The sequence below is a fragment of the Mesorhizobium liriopis genome (assembly GCF_024053505.1).
Lineage (GTDB): Bacteria > Pseudomonadota > Alphaproteobacteria > Rhizobiales > Rhizobiaceae > Mesorhizobium_B > Mesorhizobium_B liriopis.
Map to the genome: position 1 here is coordinate 348,955 of NZ_JAMXQS010000004.1, position 20,030 is coordinate 368,984.

17 protein-coding genes and 1 tRNA gene are annotated in these 20,030 nt (G+C 61.9%); 12 read left to right on the forward strand and 6 right to left on the reverse strand.

The genetic code is table 11. The annotated features are described in order from the left end of the window. Positions 1–7: 7 nt before the first annotated feature. Positions 8–799 carry a GGDEF domain-containing protein gene (locus tag NGM99_RS09560; RefSeq protein WP_252818304.1) on the forward strand — a complete coding sequence of 264 codons (792 nt, stop codon included), beginning with the start codon at positions 8–10 and terminating at the stop codon, positions 797–799. A 49-nt stretch (positions 800–848) separates the two neighbouring features. On the opposite strand, the gene NGM99_RS09565 is transcribed toward NGM99_RS09560, so the two are convergent. Further along, the gene (locus NGM99_RS09565) at positions 849–2,708 is read right to left on the reverse strand and encodes an ATP-binding protein (protein WP_252818305.1); all 1,860 of its coding nucleotides are present in this window, start codon (positions 2,706–2,708) and stop codon (positions 849–851) included. Positions 2,709–3,041: 333 nt separating this feature from the next. On the opposite strand from NGM99_RS09565, the gene NGM99_RS09570 reads away from it, so the two are divergent. The 3 genes from NGM99_RS09570 to NGM99_RS09580 all read left to right on the forward strand — a co-directional run bounded on the left by NGM99_RS09570 (position 3,042) and on the right by NGM99_RS09580 (position 6,108). Beyond that, positions 3,042–4,823, forward strand: a complete 1,782-nt coding sequence (locus NGM99_RS09570; protein ID WP_289852415.1) for an acetolactate synthase 3 large subunit — start codon at positions 3,042–3,044, stop codon at positions 4,821–4,823. 78 nt (positions 4,824–4,901) lie between these two features. Further along, positions 4,902–5,489 carry an acetolactate synthase small subunit gene (gene ilvN, locus NGM99_RS09575; RefSeq protein WP_252818307.1) on the forward strand — a complete coding sequence of 196 codons (588 nt, stop codon included), beginning with the start codon at positions 4,902–4,904 and terminating at the stop codon, positions 5,487–5,489. Positions 5,490–5,511: 22 nt separating this feature from the next. Further along, positions 5,512–6,108 (forward strand): LysE family translocator, encoded by a 597-nt coding sequence (locus NGM99_RS09580; RefSeq protein ID WP_252818309.1) that lies wholly within the window; start codon positions 5,512–5,514, stop codon positions 6,106–6,108. On the opposite strand, the gene NGM99_RS09585 is transcribed toward NGM99_RS09580, so the two are convergent. After that, the gene (locus NGM99_RS09585; protein WP_252818310.1) at positions 6,105–7,106 is read right to left on the reverse strand and encodes a GGDEF domain-containing protein; all 1,002 of its coding nucleotides are present in this window, start codon (positions 7,104–7,106) and stop codon (positions 6,105–6,107) included. The two genes, NGM99_RS09580 and NGM99_RS09585, sit on opposite strands and share 4 nt — an antisense overlap. A gap of 121 nt (positions 7,107–7,227) precedes the next feature. On the opposite strand from NGM99_RS09585, the gene NGM99_RS09590 reads away from it, so the two are divergent. From NGM99_RS09590 to ilvC, 4 genes are all read left to right on the forward strand, one after another. Next, on the forward strand, positions 7,228–8,355 hold the full coding sequence (locus NGM99_RS09590) for an ATP-dependent DNA helicase (protein ID WP_252818312.1): 1,128 nt from the start codon (positions 7,228–7,230) through the stop codon (positions 8,353–8,355). Between the two features lie 143 nt (positions 8,356–8,498). Further along, on the forward strand, positions 8,499–10,415 hold the full coding sequence (locus tag NGM99_RS09595; protein WP_252818315.1) for a potassium transporter Kup: 1,917 nt from the start codon (positions 8,499–8,501) through the stop codon (positions 10,413–10,415). Between the two features lie 232 nt (positions 10,416–10,647). Continuing rightward, positions 10,648–11,289: a TetR/AcrR family transcriptional regulator C-terminal domain-containing protein gene (locus NGM99_RS09600; protein WP_252818317.1), complete on the forward strand. Its 642-nt coding sequence runs from the start codon at positions 10,648–10,650 to the stop codon at positions 11,287–11,289. Between the two features lie 36 nt (positions 11,290–11,325). Continuing rightward, on the forward strand, positions 11,326–12,345 hold the full coding sequence (gene ilvC, locus NGM99_RS09605) for a ketol-acid reductoisomerase (protein WP_252818318.1): 1,020 nt from the start codon (positions 11,326–11,328) through the stop codon (positions 12,343–12,345). Positions 12,346–12,407: 62 nt separating this feature from the next. On the opposite strand, the gene NGM99_RS09610 is transcribed toward ilvC, so the two are convergent. Next, positions 12,408–12,935, reverse strand: coding sequence for a BA14K family protein (locus NGM99_RS09610; protein ID WP_252818320.1), 528 nt, complete (start codon positions 12,933–12,935; stop codon positions 12,408–12,410). A gap of 150 nt (positions 12,936–13,085) precedes the next feature. Here NGM99_RS09610 and NGM99_RS09615 point away from each other — a divergent pair, with 150 nt between their 5' ends. The 4 genes from NGM99_RS09615 to NGM99_RS09630 all read left to right on the forward strand — a co-directional run bounded on the left by NGM99_RS09615 (position 13,086) and on the right by NGM99_RS09630 (position 15,978). After that, on the forward strand, positions 13,086–14,201 hold the full coding sequence (locus tag NGM99_RS09615; protein WP_252818322.1) for an endonuclease/exonuclease/phosphatase family protein: 1,116 nt from the start codon (positions 13,086–13,088) through the stop codon (positions 14,199–14,201). After that, the gene (locus NGM99_RS09620) at positions 14,198–14,920 is read left to right on the forward strand and encodes a hypothetical protein (protein WP_252818323.1); all 723 of its coding nucleotides are present in this window, start codon (positions 14,198–14,200) and stop codon (positions 14,918–14,920) included. Before NGM99_RS09615 ends, NGM99_RS09620 begins: the two co-directional genes overlap by 4 nt. A 20-nt stretch (positions 14,921–14,940) precedes the next feature. Continuing rightward, complete coding sequence (locus tag NGM99_RS09625; RefSeq protein WP_353937396.1) at positions 14,941–15,822, forward strand: PhzF family phenazine biosynthesis protein; 882 nt, start codon at positions 14,941–14,943, stop codon at positions 15,820–15,822. 80 nt (positions 15,823–15,902) lie between these two features. Next, positions 15,903–15,978: transfer RNA gene (locus NGM99_RS09630), tRNA-Lys, on the forward strand. A gap of 180 nt (positions 15,979–16,158) precedes the next feature. Here NGM99_RS09630 and NGM99_RS09635 read toward each other — a convergent pair. The 3 genes from NGM99_RS09635 to fhuB are packed head-to-tail and all read right to left on the reverse strand — an operon-like array spanning position 16,159 to position 20,023. Beyond that, positions 16,159–17,208, reverse strand: a complete 1,050-nt coding sequence (locus tag NGM99_RS09635; RefSeq protein WP_252818326.1) for a siderophore-interacting protein — start codon at positions 17,206–17,208, stop codon at positions 16,159–16,161. Between the two features lie 29 nt (positions 17,209–17,237). After that, positions 17,238–18,050, reverse strand: a complete 813-nt coding sequence (locus tag NGM99_RS09640; protein ID WP_252818328.1) for an ABC transporter ATP-binding protein — start codon at positions 18,048–18,050, stop codon at positions 17,238–17,240. Beyond that, positions 18,047–20,023, reverse strand: coding sequence for a Fe(3+)-hydroxamate ABC transporter permease FhuB (gene fhuB, locus NGM99_RS09645; RefSeq protein ID WP_252818329.1), 1,977 nt, complete (start codon positions 20,021–20,023; stop codon positions 18,047–18,049). The genes NGM99_RS09640 and fhuB overlap by 4 nt, the downstream gene beginning before the upstream one ends. Positions 20,024–20,030: the final 7 nt, after the last annotated feature.

Below are 20,030 nucleotides of genomic sequence, written 5' to 3' on the forward strand. Positions count from 1 at the left end.
CACAAGGATGAGCTTTCACAAGTCTGAACTCGCATTCTTTGTGTTTGTCTCCATCATCATGGCTGCCGGCATGGTGACGCTGCATGCCTATGGCGTGGTGGAGTCCGCGAAGGATGTGACGGATATCGGGGTCTGGGCAGAGCGCGCCAGCTATCTGTCTCGGCTGCTTTTTGGCATGGGCGTGCTGATTGCGGCCGCCGTGCTGTTCGGCGTCTTCTTCATCTATCCCTTGCTCCGTACGCAGGCGCTCGAGGAAACCAAGCTGCGCGAAATGACGGCTTCGCTTTCGGCGCGGTCTGAAACCCTTGAGCAGGCAGCGCTGACCGACAGCCTGACAGGTGTTCACAACCGCCGCTACTTCGATGACGCCTTGCAGCAATATCTCGAGGAGTTCGGACGGATCGAAAAGCCGGTCGGACTGATGCTGCTCGATCTCGACCACTTCAAATCGGTCAACGACTCGCATGGCCACGATGTCGGAGACGAAGTGTTGCGCGCTGTCGCAGCCTGTCTCAAGGATATGACGCGCTACCACGATGTCGTAGCGCGGCTCGGCGGCGAGGAGTTCGCGGTGCTGGGGCCGAATATGGATGCGGAGCATTTGGTGAAGCTCGCCGACCGCATTCGCCGTGCAGTGGCAGGGCTTGTCATCAGTGCGGGCAATGTCCGTCTCCGCGTGACGACGAGTGTGGGGCTCGCGGTCTGGGACGGTCAGGAGGGTGGCGAGAGCTTCGTTCGCAGGGCCGATCAACAGCTCTACGAGGCCAAACGTCTGGGTCGTAACCGGGTTTGCGCCTGAGCGCTCAACGGAGCCTTGAGAACTGGGCTCCGTCATGTTCAAGCTGGCATCAGGTTCTCGTGCGAGCCCCGAAACCGCCGCTGCGGTTGAGAACGCCGTAATCGTCATCGACGCGGGATCGTGCCGTGGGTGCATAAGCGGGTGGAGCGTAGACCTGCACCGAAGCGCGTTGTTCGGCTAAGCCCGCCGTCGGCCTTGCGGAGGTGTCACCCGCCTGAGAAGGCACCGACGGAGCTTCGCTTCCCATGCTGCGTGCCACGTTGCGAAGGCGATCCACGATAAGGCTGAGGTCGATTTCACCACTGGCGACATCCAGCGCCGAGTCGGCTCGCGCCATGCCGGGAATGCGTGAAATCGGCACTTCTTCGAAGCGTAGACGCATGGTTGCGGCGACACCTTCTCCGAAAGCGATGGCCTCGCGCTGGCCCATGGATGAGAGGAAGGACAGGCTCGAAGCCGAGGAGTCCGCGATGGCCGAGCGGATGATGGCCTGATCCGCTTCATTGGCGAGGCGCATGGCGAAGACGGTGGAGCACTGCGAAAGCACGGTCGGGTCGAGATCACCCGGACGCTGTGTCACGACACCGAGGAAGCACCCGTACTTGCGGCCCTCCTTGGCAATACGCGACAGGGCATGGCGTGTGGGCGCGAAGCCCAAGCGCGGATCCGCCGGCATGTAGCGATGTGCTTCTTCGCACAGCAACAGGAGCTTGAGCCGCCCTTCGCTCCATGTCGCTACGTCGAAGGCGAGGCGAGCGAGCACCGAGCAAACCGAATTGACCACTTCGGACGGCATGCCCGCCATCTCGAAACAGGTAATCGAGCGGCCATCATGCGGAATCCGGAAGATCTGGCCGATGGTTTCTTGGATGGAATCCTCGATCAGCCGCGCGTTGAACATGAAGCGGTAGTTCGGATCTGATATGGCGGAAGACAGCCTTCCACGCAGAGCCCGCAAATGTGGGCGGTCGGTCTTGCCATCGAGCGCACCCATGCGCTCGTCGAGCAAGCGCAGCAGGTCTGCGATGCGGTAGGGAACAGGTGTGTCTGCAGTGAACGCATCGGATCCACGGCGCGGCTGTACCCCTTGCGAACCGGCGCGGTAAAGCGCGCGGGCGGCTGGGATAATGTCTCGCAGTACGTCCACTTCTTCGGCAACGGGCTCGCGGCCCCGGAACAGAACCTCGCAGAACTCCTCCAGACGAAACAGCCAGAAGGGGAGGTCGAGGTTGTGAGTGCCGATGCGATAGGCATGCTCGGGAAGGGAGGCGGCGAACTCGTTGTGCGGATCAAGGATCAGCACACGCAGTTCGGGCCGTGCTTCCAGCGCTTTTCGCAAAAACAGCGACACAGCCGTCGATTTGCCGACGCCCGTGGTACCGACCACTGCGAAATGCCGTGCGAGCGTATCGTCGATCGCAATATTGGCGGCGAGGTCGTTGTCCTGCGACAGCGAGCCCAGCTTGATCGAACGGCGGCCTCCGATCTCGTAAACGGCTTTAAGGTCTCGCGCGCGGATGCGGTGGGCGATGGCACCGATATGGGGATAGATCGTGATGCCTCGATCAAAGACGGGGGCTGCGGCGGTCCCGATGTCGCGGACTTCGCCGATCAGTTCGAGCTTCACCTCGATCATATTCTCCTGGTCTTCGGTCCAGGAGAGTTCGGGGCGGGCGATCTCGTAGACGAGGCCCACGGTGCGTGCGGCACCGAGATTGATCGAGATCATTCGGCCGACAGTCCAATGGTCCGTGCCGCCATTTTCCCGCGTGTCGGCGATGGCGCTGATGACCGCGCGCGCGCCGTCGCACTGCACCACGTGACCGAGAATACGGCGGTCCCGCTGCGTCTCGTCACGCCGCTCCTGCGACGTGCTTTCGCCGCGATTCAAGTTTGGATCGACATACATGCCGAAGTCGTCCCCACGAACTCTCCGGATCAACCTACGAGACGTAAATTAAAGCGTGCTTTGCTTGCGTGGTTGCAGAAGAATGAATGTTGCGTGGAAAAGCCCGAGCCCGATTGACAGGCTGCCGACGCGTGGATAAGTCTTCCACTATGACGTACAAGGCAGTTCTTATCGTAGGAGCGCGCGTGGGCAAGGCGGTGTGACCGCCTGGCGATAGCCTCCCATGCGCGAAAGTCCGAGGTCCCGAAAGGGGCCTTTTTTGTTGCGAATTTTCAATTCTCCAAGCGGTCCGCATCGGGACCCAAGTCCAAGACAGCCAGACGGAACGAGATCATGACAGGCAGCGAGAGTGGACGGCGCGAAATGACGGGCGCCGAGATGGTGGTCCAGGCGTTCAAGGACAACGGCGTCGAACACATCTTCGGCTATCCCGGCGGCGCGGTGCTTCCAATCTATGACGAGCTTTTCCAGCAGGAAGACGTCAAGCATATCCTCGTCCGCCACGAGCAGGGCGCAGGCCATGCGGCGGAAGGCTATGCGCGCTCGACCGGCAAGTGCGGCGTGATGCTCGTCACGTCGGGGCCTGGCGCCACCAATGCGGTGACACCCTTGCAGGACGCATTGATGGACTCGATCCCGCTGGTCTGCATCACGGGTCAGGTGCCGACTTCACTCATCGGCTCGGACGCTTTCCAGGAATGCGACACGGTCGGCATCACGCGGCCCTGCACCAAGCACAACTGGCTGGTGCGCGACGTGAATGAGCTGAGCGCCGTTTTGCACGAGGCATTCCATGTGGCGACCACCGGTCGTCCCGGTCCCGTCGTTGTCGATATCCCGAAGGACGTGCAGTTCGCGCGCGGCATCTATGAGCCGCCGCAGACCTCGCCACGCACCGCCTATCGCCCGCGCGTCGAGGCCGATCCGGCACGCATCAGGGAAGCGGTCGAGCTGATGCTCACCGCAAAACGTCCGGCGCTCTACACCGGTGGCGGCGTGATCAATTCGGGCGATGCAGCGAGCGCTGCATTGCGCGAACTGGTGCAGCTGACGAACTTCCCGATCACCTCGACCTTGATGGGTCTCGGCGCCTATCCGGCTTCGGGCAAGAACTGGCTCGGCATGCTCGGCATGCATGGCACCTACGAAGCCAACATGGTGATGCATGATTGCGACGTGCTGATCTGCGTCGGCGCACGCTTCGATGACCGTATCACAGGCCGTCTCAACGCGTTCTCGCCGCATTCGCGCAAGATCCACATCGACATCGATCCGTCCTCGATCAACAAGAACGTGCGCGTCGATGTGCCGGTTCTGGGTGATGTCGGCCATGTGTTGGAAGACATGGTTCGCCTGTGGCGCGCGGCGCCAAAGCAGGACGCGAAGAAGCTCGACCCGTGGTGGGAGGAGATCGAGCGCTGGCGCAAGCGCGGTTCGCTCAACTATCGTCCGAGCGACGATGTGATCATGCCGCAATATGCGATCCAGCGGCTTTATGAGCTGACCAAGAACCGTGACACCTACATCACGACCGAGGTCGGTCAGCACCAGATGTGGGCAGCGCAATATTACGGCTTCGACAAGCCCAACCGCTGGATGACCTCCGGTGGTCTGGGTACCATGGGCTACGGCCTGCCGGCAGCGCTCGGTGTGCAGATCGCGCATCCGGACGCACTCGTCATCGACATTGCCGGCGATGCATCCGTGCAGATGACGATGCAGGAAATGTCGACGGCCGTTCAGTACGAGGCGCCGATCAAGATCTTCGTGCTGAACAACCAGTATATGGGCATGGTGCGCCAATGGCAGCAGCTGCTTCACGGCAATCGCCTGTCGCACTCCTATACGGAAGCGATGCCGGATTTCGTGAAGCTCGCCGAGGCCTATGGCGGCCATGGCATCCGTTGCGAGAAGCCGGGCGATCTGGACGACGCCATCCAGGAGATGATCGACGTCAGGAAGCCGGTCATTTTCGACTGCCGCGTCGCCAACCTCGCCAACTGCTTCCCGATGATCCCATCCGGCAAGGCGCATAATGAGATGCTCCTACCCGATGAGGCGACCGATGAAGCGGTCGCGACGGCCATCGATGCCAAGGGTAGGGCGCTGGTTTGATTTGATGTGATGGGCCGCTTCGGCGGCCCATTCCTGTTTCCCCGATCCTCTTCTTCCAAATTCGAAACGAGCATTCCCATGAACGCCCAGCTTCAAGCCACCGGTTCGGCCTACTTCATTCCAAGCGAGAAGGAGTTGCCCGAGCCGCGTACCTTGTCGGTGCTGGTGGACAATGAGCCGGGCGTGTTGGCGCGGGTGATCGGGCTCTTTTCAGGGCGCGGCTACAATATCGAGAGCCTGACGGTTTCGGAGACCGAGCACCAGAAGCATCTGTCGCGGATCACGGTGGTCACACGTGGAACACCGCATATCATCGAGCAGATCAAGAACCAGCTCGAGCGCATCGTGCCGGTTCACGAGGTCGTCGACCTGACGCTTCGCGCCGTGGAACTCGGTCACGACAAGCCCATAGCGCGCGAATTGGCGCTGGTGAAAGTAGCCGGCGAAGGCGATCAACGGGTCGAGGCGCTGCGTCTGGCTGATGCCTTCCGCGCCAAGGTGATCGATGCGAATACCGGCCACTTCATCTTCGAGATCACCGGTGCGGTCTCCAAGATCGAGCAGTTCATCGCCATTATGGGGCCGCTGGGGCTCGTCGAAGTTTGCCGGACCGGCGTGGCTGCGATGAACCGCGGCGCACAGGGCATGGGGCCGGGCAAGTTCTGATCGGAAGCATGGATCATTTGTCATGTCCCATGAGACGTTTCTGGCGCTGCTCGCCTATGCCTTCGTGACGTCCATCACGCCGGGACCGAACAACTTCATGCTGCTGGCGTCCGGTGTGAATTTCGGGTTCACCCGGACGATCCCGCACATGCTGGGCATCGGCGTGGGCTTCTTCTCGCTGCTGCTGGGTGTAGGCCTCGGCCTTGGCGCGCTGCTTTCGGCTTTTCCCGTGCTGCATAACGCGCTCAAGGTCGTGGGTGGCGCTTACCTGCTCTATCTTGCCTGGCGTATTGCGAGCGCGCGGACCTTGGGGAAGGGGGCGGAGGATAAGGCGCGACCGATGCGCTTCATCGAGGCGGCTGCGTTCCAGTGGGTGAACCCGAAGGCATGGGTGATGGCTCTGTCTGCGATGGCCGTTTACACCGATCCTGCCTCGCCTTTTCTTTCCGTGTGGCTGATCGCTTTGGCCTTTGCCATCGTAAACTTGCCCTGCGTATCGTCCTGGGCAGGATTCGGCATCGCGCTGCGTGGGTTTCTCGCCGATCCGTTGCGGCTGAAATGGTTCAACATCAGCATGGGGCTGCTGCTCGTGGCGAGCCTCGTTCCGATGCTGCGCTAGGCCGCGCCCTGGTTGATCTCGACGCGACGCCGCCCGCCGATCTTGGCCTTGTAGAGGTTCGCGTCGGCACGCGTGAGGACGGATCGCAGATGCTCGCCAGGTCGTGCTTGAGCAAGGCCGGCGCTGAAAGAATAGAAGAGCGGTCGCAATTCTTCGCCGCGCGGCAATGGCTTCATGTTCCGGAGTAAACGCTCGACCCGCTTATGCGCGCGTTCAATGGGCGTTTCCGGCATCACCACCATGAATTCTTCGCCACCGATGCGGCTCACATGGTTTCGTGAGCTCAACTGGTGGGTCAGCATGTTCGCGAAATCGACCAACACGGCGTCACCGGTGTCGTGACCGAAGGCGTCGTTGATGCTTTTGAACAGATCGAGGTCGAGCAAGCCGAGCGTCAGCGGGAGATTGTCCTGACTGAACTGTTCGAGCGCAGCGGATGCATCCGCCATGCCGCGCCGCCGGTTGGGCAGGCCGGTGAGAAAGTCGGTCTGGCTCTCGCGCAAGGCACGCGCGTGCGCATCGCGCAGGCGCATTTCCTCCTGTTTCACGCTGGAAATATCGGACGCCAGGACAAGGAACCAGCCGTTGGCGAAGCGATGGTCGCGAACCCACCACCATGAACCGTCAGCCATATCGGTGTAGAACCCCCTGCGGTCAGGTCCCTCCTGACGCCGCTTGCGGTAAAAAGGTACGAATTCCTCGAGGCTCAGTGTCTCGAGCTTGATGCCGCTCCCTGCTGCAACTGCCCTCGCGATAGCGGCCATGAAATCGGTGGGGCCTGTCTCTTCAGGATGGAAGAAGGTCTGGCGCCAGAGCGAATTGGCGTAGCGGACGTGGTCTCGCGCATCGCAAAGACATATTCCGATATCGGCGATGTTCAGCGCATCGAGGAGTGCCCGCACGAGCGCAAGGTCCCTCTCCGGATCGAGCTCGTGAAGAATTTCGAACAATGGCTGCTCGACTTCGTCAGTGACTGGCAGTTCAAGGAACGACGACATTCCAAGGGGTCCGGAGCGGCGATTACGCCGCGTCATATAGAGCAACACACGCCAAAGATTAACGATTCGTCAGCGCGTTCTTCTGCTTGCAGGTTTTGCACGAATCCTGTCCACGGAGGAGATGGAATTCTCTCCCCAACAGGACGAGGCGTTGCAAGCGGTCGGCCGCTGGCTGAAGAATGGCCGGCCGCAGGTTTTCCGGTTGTTCGGCTATGCCGGCACCGGCAAGACGACGCTGGCGCGGCACTTCGCGGAAGGGGTGGATGGCGGCGTGCAGTTCGCGGCCTTCACCGGCAAGGCCGCGCAGGTGTTGCGTTCCAAAGGCGCCAGCAATGCCCGTACGATCCATTCGCTGATCTATCGGCCCCGAGGGGAGGAGAGTGTCGAGGATGAGACCACCGGCAAGACCTCAGTTTCACCGACCTTCGCGCTGAACCGGCAGAGCCCGATCGCCAAGGCTGCGCTCGTGGTGATTGATGAATGCTCGATGGTGGATGAAGCTCTGGGCCGCGACCTGCTTTCATTCGGCACACCGGTTCTGGTGCTGGGCGACCCGGGCCAGCTGCCTCCCGTGACGGGTGGCGGCTTCTTCACTGAGGCCGAACCTGATTTTCTCCTGACCGAGATCCACCGGCAGGCACGCGACAATGCGATCATCCGGCTCGCGCTCGATGTTCGCGAGGGACGCGAGTTCATGCGCGGCGACTATGGCGAAGCGCAGGTGATCGGCAAGGATGAGGTCGATCGCGACAAGGTCCTGGGCGCTGACCAAGTGCTGGTCGGCACCAACCGCACGCGCCGGCGTTACAATACGCGCCTGCGCGAGTTGAAAGGCTTTTCCGCCGCCTTTCCGCAAGCCGGCGACAAGCTTGTCTGTCTGCGCAATGATCCGGCCAAGGGTCTGCTCAACGGCTCGCTGTGGAAGGTGATGACCTCTTCGCGCGAAACGGTGAAGCCCGGTATCAACCTGCTGGTTTCGCCGGAAGAAGACGATCCAGACCGCGGCGTGGCCAAGATCAAGCTCCTCAAGGAACTGTTCGACAATCCGGACGCCGAGATCGCGTGGTCGAACCGCAAGCGCTACGACGATTTCGACTATGGTTATGCGCTCACCGTCCACAAGGCCCAGGGCTCCCAGTGGGACGATGTGATGCTCTTCGACGAAAGCTGGGCGTTCAAGGATACGCGTGCCCGATGGCTTTATACCGCGATCACGCGAGCGGCGAAGAAGCTCACGATCGTGCGCTGAAACGCGAAAGTTGGGTGCCGGTTGAATCCGTCCCCAGGATTCACCAATTGGGCCTCTTTGTGGCAACCCGATGCAACGCGGGATTTGCCAACGCGTTTGAGAAGGCCTAGACACCGCGCGCTTCTCAAGGGACCCCAGTCTCCATGGCAATGGCCGATACAGAGGGCGCGGCTCGCCCGGTGCACTCCGAAACATCTACCCACGCGTCTCATTCGACACCGGCCTTGATGCTCGGTGCCCTCGGCGTCGTCTTCGGCGATATCGGAACGAGCCCCATCTATGCTTTCCGCGAGGCACTCCATGCTGCGGGCAGCGATGGTGCAGTGACGCGCGGCGACATTCTCGGCGTGCTGTCGATGATCGTCTGGGCGCTCACGCTGATCGTGACGATCAAATACGTGGTCTTCGTCATGCGCGCCGACAACAATGGCGAGGGCGGATCGCTTTCGCTGATGGCGCTCGCACGCGCGAACTATCCGAAGGGCGCAGGCATCATCCTGATCGTCGGCATCATTTCGTCCGCGCTGTTCTTCGGCGATGCCATCATCACGCCGGCGATCTCCGTGCTTTCGGCCGTGGAAGGCCTCAAGCTCGTGACGCCTGCCTTCGACCCCTATATCGAGATCATCGCGCTCGTGATCCTTGCCGTGCTGTTTGCCGTGCAGCGGCTCGGTACGGCATCGGTGGCGAAGGTGTTCGGCCCAGTGATGGCGCTGTGGTTCCTGATGCTCGGTGGGCTCGGCCTTTATCACATCGCGGATGCGCCGGAGGTGTTTCTCGCGCTGAACCCCTATTATGCGATCCACTACCTCATCGCTCAGCCGGAATTGTCGTTCATCACGATCGGTGCCGTGTTTTTGGCTGTGACAGGTGCCGAAGCGCTTTACGTGGATCTCGGCCATTTCGGTCGCAAACCGATCGTCACGAGCTGGCTCTTCTATGTCTTCCCGGCACTGCTTCTGAACTATTTCGGGCAGGGCGCCTTCGTGCTTGCCAATGACGGCGTGCCGACCAATCCGTTCTACGAGATCATGCCGTCATGGTTCCTGATCCCGGGCGTGCTGATTACGATGCTGGCCACCGTGATTGCCAGCCAAGCGGTGATCACCGGTGCCTATTCGCTGGCGCGACAGGCCGTGCAACTCAACATCCTGCCGCGTTTCGAGGTGCAGCATACGTCTGAAAGCGTGTCGGGGCAGATCTACATGCCGCGGATCAACCTGCTCCTGGCCTTGGGCGTGATCCTGCTCGTGGTCGGCTTTGGCGAGTCGAGCGCTCTGGCCTCTGCCTACGGTATCTCAGTGACCGGCGTGATGCTGATGACAACCGTCTTGCTTTGCATCGTCATGGTGCATGGCTGGAAATGGCGCGCCGGGATAGCCGTCACGCTCTGCGTGCTTTTCGGCATCCTTGATGGCGGGTTTCTTCTGTCGAACGTGGTCAAGATCCACGAGGGAGGCTGGGTGTCCATCCTGGTTGCCGGCGGTGTCGGTCTCATCATGTGGACGTGGGTGAAAGGCACGCGCTATCTGTTCGACAAGACGCGGAAGAGCGAAATCCCGTTCGATGTGCTGGTGGAAAACCTGTCGCGCAAACCGCCGCATCTGGTGCAGGGCACGGCTGTATTTCTGACCTCGGACCCCGCGAGCGCACCCACCGCGCTGATGCACAGCCTGAAGCACTATAAGGTGTTGCATCAGCAGAACGTCATCCTGTCGGTGACCACCGCGCAGGAGCCGAAAGTGCCCGAAAGCGAGCGGGTGAAAATGGAGCCGGTCAACGAACTCTTCATGCGGGTGACGTTGAAGTTCGGCTATATGGAACAGCCCAACATTCCGCGCGCGCTTGCCATCTGCCGCAAGCAGGGCTGGAAATTCGACATCATGACGACCTCTTTCTTCCTGTCGCGCCGCTCATTCAAGGCGTCGTCCACATCCGGTATGCCGATCTGGCAGGACAAGCTTTTCATCGGCCTCGCGCGCTCGGCGGCGGATGCCACCGAGTATTTCCAGATTCCGACCGGTCGCGTCGTGGAGATCGGTACGCAGGTGGCAATCTGAGGGCAGGGCGTTTTCCTCGTGGGCGGCCGATAACGTCCGGCCGCTCTCATTTCCATCACCTATGCAAGCTCTCTGGGTCTTCTCGCCGTTCGGGCTCCACAGCTTGTCTTGGCCGTCTTCTCACCCGCTTCGACTACTCCGCAGATCATTGCTCTATTGGCCGCTCATCGAGACCCCTTGCGCCTTTGCCATTCATCGGCTAAATGCCGAACCGTAACGTACGGTACTGACGATGAGCCAAGCAGTCGCAGCACAGGGAGAGCCATCCGCGCGCCAGCGCGACGTGCTCGACGCTGTGCTCGCACTCATGGTCGAGAAGGGTGCCGATGGCCTGACGATGACGGCCGTCGCCAACCGGGCGAGCTGCTCCAAGGAAACGCTTTATAAATGGTATGGCGACCGTAGCGGATTGCTGGCTGCCACCGTTCAATGGCAGGCCTCGCAGGTTCGCGCGAGCGAGTATGACAGCCAGCATCTCGATGTAGGCGCGCTGAAAGCCAGCCTCGAGACCTTTGCCGCCAACTGGTTGCGCGTGATCGCCAGCGACACGTCCATCGCATTGAACCGGATTGCCATCGGCAGCGCTGCCACGGCGGACAGCGACCTTGGTTCGATCGTACTTCAGAACGGGCGGTTCGCTCTGGGCGAGCGCCTCAAGCCGCTGCTCGAAAGTGCGGCAGCAGCCGGACTGATCGCGTTCGACGATGCGGAGAACGCCTTCCGTACATTTTTTGGGCTCATCGGGCGCGACGTTCAGATCAGACTTCTGCTCGGCGATAAGCTCAAGCTGAGCGAGGCCGACATTCAGCGCGACGCTCAGCGCGCTACGCAACAGTTTCTCGCGCTTCACCGCGCGGGCGAGACCCCGGCGTGATGCCGGACCCACACATAAACCAACAGAGGAAACATCATGCGCGTTTATTACGATCGGGATGCCGATCTGAACCTGATCAAGGGCAAGAAAGTCGCGATCATCGGCTATGGTAGCCAGGGCCGCGCTCATGCGCTGAACTTGAAGGATTCTGGCGCAGCCGAGATCGCGATCGGCCTCAAGCAGGGTTCCGCCACTGCCGCCAAGGTCGAGACCGATGGGCTCAAGGTTCTCACCGTGGCCGAGGCCGCCAAGTGGGCCGATCTGATGATGATGGCCACCCCGGACGAGTTGCAGGCCGACATCTATCGTGACGAGATCGCGCCGAATATCCGTGACGGTGCGGCCATTGCCTTCGCGCACGGCCTCAACGTGCATTTCGGCCTCATCGAGCCGAAGAAGTCCGTCGATGTCGTGATGATCGCGCCGAAGGGACCGGGCCACACGGTGCGCGGTGAGTACCAGAAGGGCGGCGGTGTGCCTTGCCTCGTGGCCGTCCATCAGGACGCTTCGGGCAATGCGCTCGATCTCGCGCTCTCCTACGCCTGCGGCGTCGGCGGCGGCCGCTCGGGCATCATCGAGACGAATTTCAAGGAAGAGTGTGAAACCGACCTGTTCGGCGAGCAGGTCGTGCTTTGCGGCGGCTTGGTCGAGCTGATCCGCGCCGGTTTCGAGACGCTGGTCGAAGCAGGCTATGCGCCTGAAATGGCCTATTTCGAGTGCTTGCACGAAGTGAAGCTGATCGTGGACCTGATCTACGAAGGCGGCATCGCCAACATGAACTACTCGATCTCGAACACGGCCGAGTGGGGCGAATACGTTACCGGCCCGCGCATCATCACGGATGAAACCAAGGCCGAGATGAAGCGCGTCCTGAAGGACATCCAGACCGGCAAATTCACCTCGGACTGGATGCAGGAGTACCGGTCGGGTGCAGCCCGCTTCAAGGGTATCCGTCGCGTCAACGACAGCCACCAGATCGAGCAGGTCGGCGAGAAGCTGCGCGGCATGATGCCTTGGATTGCCAAGAACAAGCTGGTCGACAAGGCCAAGAACTAAGAGCTGATAAGAAAAAGCCCGGGAAGATGATCCCGGGCTTTTTTCCATCGTTTTGGATCCGATCAGCTATAGGGCGAGTAGCACTGCTGACGGGGTCCATTATACGGCTGGAACGAGTTGTCATAGGCGCGATACGACCGATAACGGTTGTAGCACCAGTCAACATGTGCCGAGCCACCGCCACGGTAAACCCGACGCGGGGCGTATTCGCGATAAACCGGACGCGGCGCGTAATAGGGATCGTATGCCGGGCGAACAGCAAGTGCTGCGAGCGGCAAGCCGATGCCGAGGCCCAACGCGATGGCCGTATTCCGGTCACGGCGGCGATCCCAGCGGCGATAATCACCGCGATCGCGCCAGCGGTCACGGCGCCAGTCGCGATAATCCCGACGGTCGCGCCAGCCGCGGTCGCGACGCCAGTCGCGATACTGCACATCAACGACCTGACCCGAAGCCTGAGGCGCAGCAGGCTGGGCGATGGGGGCCAGTGGTGCGGAAACCGCTGGAACGGTGATAGCAGGCAAAGCCATGGTTGCGGACAATCCGAGGGCAACCACCGCCTTACGAGCCGAGACGAATAAGCTCTTCATCGTGTAACTCCCGATTATGTGGTGTCCGACGCATGAACCGCCGAACGATAGGGCGGAGCATCGGGGTTCGCCTATGAACGGCCCCTGAATGAAAATGTTCCTCTGATCAAGGACTTGTCAAAGTGCTCGGAGCACGCTCAAACCCGTTCGATGCCTTTCCGCCTTGCCACTTTCAATGTCGAAAACCTTCTTCGGCGCTTCGATTTCTCCGGCTTCAAGAATGAGTTCAACGAGGACCGTGTCCTCTCGCTCTTTCAGATCGAGAGCGAAGCGCAATTCCAAGAGCTGGAGCAGGCCCGCGCGATTGCGGCGACGGACGATACCCGCCAGCTGACAGCCCTCGCAATCGCTGCGACGCGGGCCGACATCGTTTGCCTCCAGGAAGTGGACGATCTCGAAGCGTTGCAGGCGTTCGAGCGCAATTACCTCTTTCGCATGATCGGCGAGGGCTACCGACACAAATTCGTGAGCACGGGCAACGACATGCGCGGCATCGATGTGGCGGTGATGATGCGTGAGCAGACGGCGGCCGGCGAAATCATTGAACTCGTCTCGAGCGAAAGCTTTTCTCGTGTGACATTCGAGGAATTAGGACTGCTGACAAGCGAACTGGAAGATCTCAATTTCCACCCTCGCGATCGCATTTTTCGCCGCGACTGCTTTCAGGTGGACCTGCGCGTCGGCGGAAAACCGCTCACGCTCTTCGTCGTGCATTTGAAATCCATGACGGGTAACCGCAATGGGTTGACGGGCCGGGAGGCGTCCATGCCGCTCAGGCGCGCAGAGGCTCTTGCCGTGCGCCACCTGATCGAGACGCGGTTCGGTCGGGACGGCGCCGCACACGCGGCCTGGGCTATTTGCGGCGACTTCAACGACTACACGGAGCGACTTGTCGTGTCCGGCGACGAGTTACGCGGCGATGTCTTCACGCCGGTCCACGAGGAGACTTCCGCACTCGATGTTTTGCTGACCGACGGTTTCGCGGTGAACCTTGTCGAGCGAAGACCTGTGCTCGACCGCTGGACGCTGTTCCATTCACGCGGACCACGAGAGCGCCATCTGTGCCAACTTGATTACATCCTAGCGTCGCCCGCGCTCGCCGCGGCCAACCCGGATGCAGTTCCTGCGATCATCCGCAACGGACAACCTTGGCGCACGCCGTTTCCGGCGGGGCAAGAGGTGCAGCGCTTCCCGCGCATCGGCTGGGATCGGCCCAAAGCGTCCGATCACTGTCCCGTTGCCGTTTCCTTGGACCTGCCTGCATGAGCTTCGACCTGCCGCGTAACCGCGTCCTGCCCGTTCGGGAGGTCGATGTGAGGTTGGAAGATGGTCCGCACCCCTTCGCCGCGGGGCGTGAGAAGGAGATCAGGGAAAACTGGGAGGAAGAAGTTTCGCACAATCCATCGCTGTTCGATGGCAACATGGCGTTGCTCGCCTCGCTTGCGTGGCACGACGAGCGGCTGGTCGGCACCTGCCATGTCGTGAAGTACTCGACCTTCATGCTCTGGCGTCGCATTCGACCTGTCGCCAGCGCGGAGCATTGCTTCGCTCATGCAATACCGGTCGGTGCCGACAACGCGCTGATCGCAGCGCGAATGGGCGCTCATACGGCCAATGCGGGACGTGTTTATTTCGCCGCCGGCTCGTTCGAGCCGGAGGATTTCCGCGACAGACGCGTTGATCCTCATTTCAATATGGCGCGTGAAGTCGGAGAGGAAACTGGCCTGTTGCTTGATCGGGCAGCGGCCGAGCCCGCCTTCCATTGCTGGAGCGGCGAGGGTGGCACCGTGATCTTCCGGCGCTATCGCTTCACCGAAACTGCCGATGCCATGGCGGAAAGTATCCGCCGTTTTGTGGCAGCAGAGTTGGAACCCGAGATCGAGGGGCCGGTCGTGATCCGTTCGGCTGACGATCTTCCTGTCGGAACCATGCCGCATATGCGACCACTGGTGGAATGGCACTTTGCGAATAGTGGAACTCTGTGATGGCAAAACGTCCCTATGTCGTGCTCGACGTGTTCACGCACGAAAAGCTCGCGGGCAATCCGCTGGCCGTGGTGCTCGACAGCCACGGCCTCGACACCGCGGCGATGCAGAAGATCGCCAACGAGTTCAACCTGTCCGAAACGGTGTTCGTGACGGAGCGAGTAGCGGATGGCAGCGACGCGGCGATCCGCATCTTCACGCCGCATTTCGAAATGCCGTTTGCAGGGCATCCCACCGTGGGAAGCGCAGTGGCTCTGGCCTACGGCGAGGGCATGGTCGAGCCGCGCCCGTTTGTTCTCGGTGAGAAGATCGGACCGGTTGCGTGCACCGTATCCGAGGTGGATGGCGCTGGGTTTGCGGAGTTCGAGCTGACACGACTTTCGGAGCCGCTGCCTCTGAAGTTTAGGGCGGAGGACGCTGCGCAAGCCCTTGGGCTGCAGCCGGAAGACATCGCGTTCGACGATCACCTGCTGTCGCACTGGAGCGCCGGCGTCGGCTACGTCGCTGTGCCTGTTGCAAGCCTCAATGCGCTGGGGCGTGCCAGGCTCGATCCGCAGCTCTGGACGCGTCTCTTCAACGATCAGAACAACGAGCGCATCTCTGCCGCGTATGTCTATTCGCGCGGGCGAAGCGGTGCCGACTTCCAGGCACGTATGTTTGCGGCGCATCTCGGTCTCGTGGAAGACCCGGCCACGGGTTCAGCCGCCGCCGCGTTCACGGGAGCTATCGCAGCTGCCGAGGGACTCACCTCCGGCGAGCACGCATTCCGAATCGCGCAGGGGGTTGAGATGGGTCGTCCGTCCGATATCCGCGTACGCATAGTCGTCGAAAATGGCCGCGTTATCCGCGCCTTCATTGGCGGCTTCGCGGTCGCCGTTGCGGAAGGCAATTTGTTTTTCTGAAAGCCCAAGTTTCTCCCTTCGCGCCCTAGACAGGCGGGCAAGTGCTGGCTATATCCCGCGCCACTCGCTGCAACGCGAGTGGGTGCGTAGCTCAGTTGGTAGAGCAGCTGACTCTTAATCAGCGGGTCACAGGTTCGATCCCTGTCGCACCCACCAAAATTTCCAAGATAATCGAAGATTTATCGGTTCCAGCCATTGTGGCTGGAACCGGATGCCGAGCGCCAAGGACGGTCTCTAACCTGCTTCTGATCATCTTTGCCGGCGATCGGCGTGTGTGGTCCAGCGTCAGACCGCTGGCGCTGATCTGATTGCTTGATCCATCGATACGATGGGCTGCTACTCGCTCACGACGCCCTTGCGCCAGTAGGCAACGACATGGTGGCGGTCGGGCTTGAGCCCGAGCACTTCACGGCAGTGGCGGCGGATACCCTGAAAGTCGGCGAATTCACAGCCGGCCCAGATATAGCCATCCGCGCCGAGAACATCCGGCGTGATGGCTTCCGCCGCCGCTCTCAAACTCATTCCCCCTGCATCGCGATGAAGCCATTCGATCTTGAGTGAGGCGGCGGAGCGAAGCGGTTGTTCCTCGTCGCGGTTTGCCACCTCGATCACCGCATGCGCTTCTGCATTTTGCGGCAGGCGACGCAGGATGCGGTCGATGGCGGGGATCGCGGTCTCGTCGCCAAAGAGGAACAGGCGGCGCTTGGTGGATGCACCATCGTCGCCCACTGGGCCCGACATGCCGACCACGTCGCCGGGACGTGCACCGACGGCAAAGGTCGAACCGGGCGTCGTATCGCCGTCATGCCGCAGAATATCGATGGAAACCTGACCGCGTGCGAGATCGACCTCGCGGATCGTGTAGACGCGGGTCGTCAGCTTGTCCTCACCGTCCGGCCAGATCGGACAGCCATCCTCTCCCAGCACAGGTCCTTTGAGCGGGCGTCCTGCTGGCGGGAAGAACAAGCGCACATGCAGGCCGCCCTCGGCCATCGCCGCAAGGTTGCGTCCACTGAGTATCACCCGTCGCATACATGGCGTGATGTCGAACGCATCCACCACGCGCATCTCGCGCCAGAACGAGGGCACCGCGCCGGTCTTCGCATGGCCCTGCCAGCGCACGGCAGGGGCCGCCTCGCTCATGAACTCATTGAGGTGATGGACCACCCCCCATTTGACGTAAGTCAGTCCATCCTCGTTCGGTGCCTTCGCTCTGACCGACAAAGTCTCGCCGTTGGCATGAAGTGCAAATGAGCCGAAGCTCATGGCAACCCGGCCTGCGCGATCGCGGCGGCGAACGGAGCCATGCTCGATGTAGTGCTCGCAAAACAGCGCCAGAAGCTTCTCAGGCTCGGGCATCGGCAGATCGCACTGGGCTCTCAGCATTCCGCTGTCTCCTCTAAGAACTGCATTCGTCAGTTGGGAATTGCGACGCCGGCCGGATGGGTGGCGTGAGGCAGGATCTGCATATCGAGCCCATAAACCGTGCGAAGGCTCTGCGGCGTCATGAAGTCGTGAATCCCTTCGCTGACCACCAGCCGCCCGCCGCGCAGGCCCATCACGCGGTCGCAGAAGCGGGAGGCCATGTTGACGTCGTGCAGCACGATCACGATGCATCGACCGCTCTCATGTGCCAGGCGGCGTATCAGTGAAAGCACCTCGATCTGGTGACTGATGTCGAGCGCAGATGTCGGCTCATCCAACAGCAGGCATCCGGCATCCTGTGCCACCAACATGGCGAGCCACACGCGCTGTCGCTCGCCGCCTGACAGCGTGTCGAGCGTGCGGTCCGCGAAGTCGGTGGTTTCCGTCACCCGCAGCGCTTCGTCGGTGCGGGCGGCATCATTGGCGGTGAAACGGCCGAATGGGCCGTGCCAGGGGTAGCGGCCGAGTGCCACCACCTCGCGCGCCGTCAGTCCGATGCCGGTTTGCGGATATTGTGGCAGATAGGCGATCTCACGAGCCAGATCGCGCGCACCCCAGTCGGCCAAGGCCCGCCCTCCGAAGCTGACGCGTCCGCTGCTCGGGGCGGTCTGGCGGGCGAGAATGCGCAGGAGCGTCGATTTCCCCGAGCCGTTCGCCCCGACGAGACCCAGAACCTGTCCGCCACCGATGCGTGCCGATAGCGGGTGGAGGATGGTCGCGCCGTCCACGGCGAACCGCACGTCTTCGAGGACGAAGCCTTTTTCGGCGGAAGCACGGTCGGGAGTTGCTGCTTGAGCGGTCATGCGGGTCGCCTTTGCAGAAGCCAGAGTAGAAGTGGTGCACCCACCAGCGAGGCGACCAGTCCGGTCGGCAGCTGAAACGGAAACGCGACCGTGCGCGCGACCCAGTCAGCCGTCACGAGGATGGCCGCGCCTGTCAGCGCACTCGAAAGAAGCGCTGTGCCAGAATGGCGAAGCCCGAGCAGCCGTACGAGGTTCGGTGCGATGAATCCGACAAAGGTGAGCGGGCCGACCAGCGGCGTCGCCACCGCGGTCGTGCCCGCAACGAGCGCCAAGAGGAGCACGCGGGCGAGCCCGAGCGGTACGCCGAGTTCCTGCGCCGTCACTGCGCCGAGCTGGAAGATGTCGAGCCAGCGCACGAGGCAGAGTGCCGCGATTATGCCAAGGGCCACGAGTGCCAGCGAGACGAGGGTCGACATGGGTTCGGCCGCGAAGCCCGCGCCGGTGAGCCAGGACAGAAGCTGCAGTGCGCGAGGATCTCCGGCAGCCGAGAGCACGCCGATCACCGCATCGAGCAGTGCGGATAATGCGATACCGGCCAGAAGCATGCGCTCGGGCTGAAAGCCGGAGCGGCGCGACAGGAAAAGAATGAGCCCGAGCACCAACGCGGCGCCCAGCGCCGCCGATGCGGTGACGGTGGCGAGCGAGGGTACGCCGCTGACGAACAGGGCTACGGCCATCGCGAATGTCGCACCTGAACTCACGCCGAGAATTTCCGGGCTTGCCATCTCGTTGCCGGTCAGGCGCTGGAGCAGGAAGCCCGCTGAGCCGAGAAGCAGTCCTGCGCCGACTGCCGCCAGCACGCGTGGCCAGCGGAAGGGTAGGATGTGAGACACGTCAGCTGCTGAAAGGAGCTGCCACTCTGCGTTCGGGGCGCGTTCGACGGCCAAAGCGATAAGCGTCAAGACAATCAGAAGAGCGCCAATGATGAAGACTGGCAGCACGCCTCGTCGCATCGCAAGTGCATAGGATCGCATGGCCGGCATGGCAGCCGCTTCCTTGCGCAGGCGCACGGTCACGCGTGGCAGAAGCCAAAGCAGGATCGGTGAGCCGAGGAGTGCGGTCACCGCACCGGTGGGCAGAAAATCGGCTGAGAGACCGGCGGCCATCTGCACAAGCAGATCGGTCAGAAGCAGCAGCAGCGCGCCAACGGCTGTTGCGGCAGCCAAGCTTCGCCCGAAGCTGCGCGCGCCGGCAAGCCGCACGAGGATCGGCGCAACGAGGCCGACAAAGCCGATCACGCCGACGGAACTGGCGGTGAAGGCCGCCAGAAGGACGGCTAGTGCTACGGCCCCGAGCCGGAGATAGGCGACATTGAGGCCGAGCCCACGCGCGGCGTCTTCACCGAGGTCGAGCAGGCTCAGGGGCCGTGCGAGAAGCGCTATGGGCACGACAAGAACGGCGAGGCGTATCGCCAGATCAAATGTGGGCGTCCAGCTCTGCTGGCTGAGCGAGCCCGAACCCCAGACGAACAAGCTCGCGAGATAACGGCTTTCGACGAGCGTAAGAGCCGCTGCCAGCGCGCCGCAATAAAGGCTGACGAGCAGACCCGACAGGATCAAAGCGACAGGCGAAAAATCCTGTCGGCGGCTCAATCCGAAGACGAGGGCGGCAGCAACGCCTGAGCCGGCCAATGCAACCACGTCGCGCCCCCAGCCGAAGAGCGCCGGATAAAACAGCGTGACAGCGCCGAGCGCCAACCGAGCCCCGGCATCGATGCCCAGCGTGGTGGGAGAGGCGAGAGGGTTGCGTAAAGCCTGTTGCAAGAGCGCCCCGGAAGCACCCAAGGCCGCGCCGCAGAGGACGGCCATCACCAAGCGGGGCAGCGTCGCATAAACCAGCACCATTCGGGCCGGGTCATAACCTTCCGTGGGCGGCTGCATGAGAAGCGGCAGTCGAGGTGCCAAGAAGTATGCGCCGAGCGCCAGGGCCAGAAGACCCATCACCAGCACGAGCCGCCCCGCACCGCGAGGCATCGGCCTT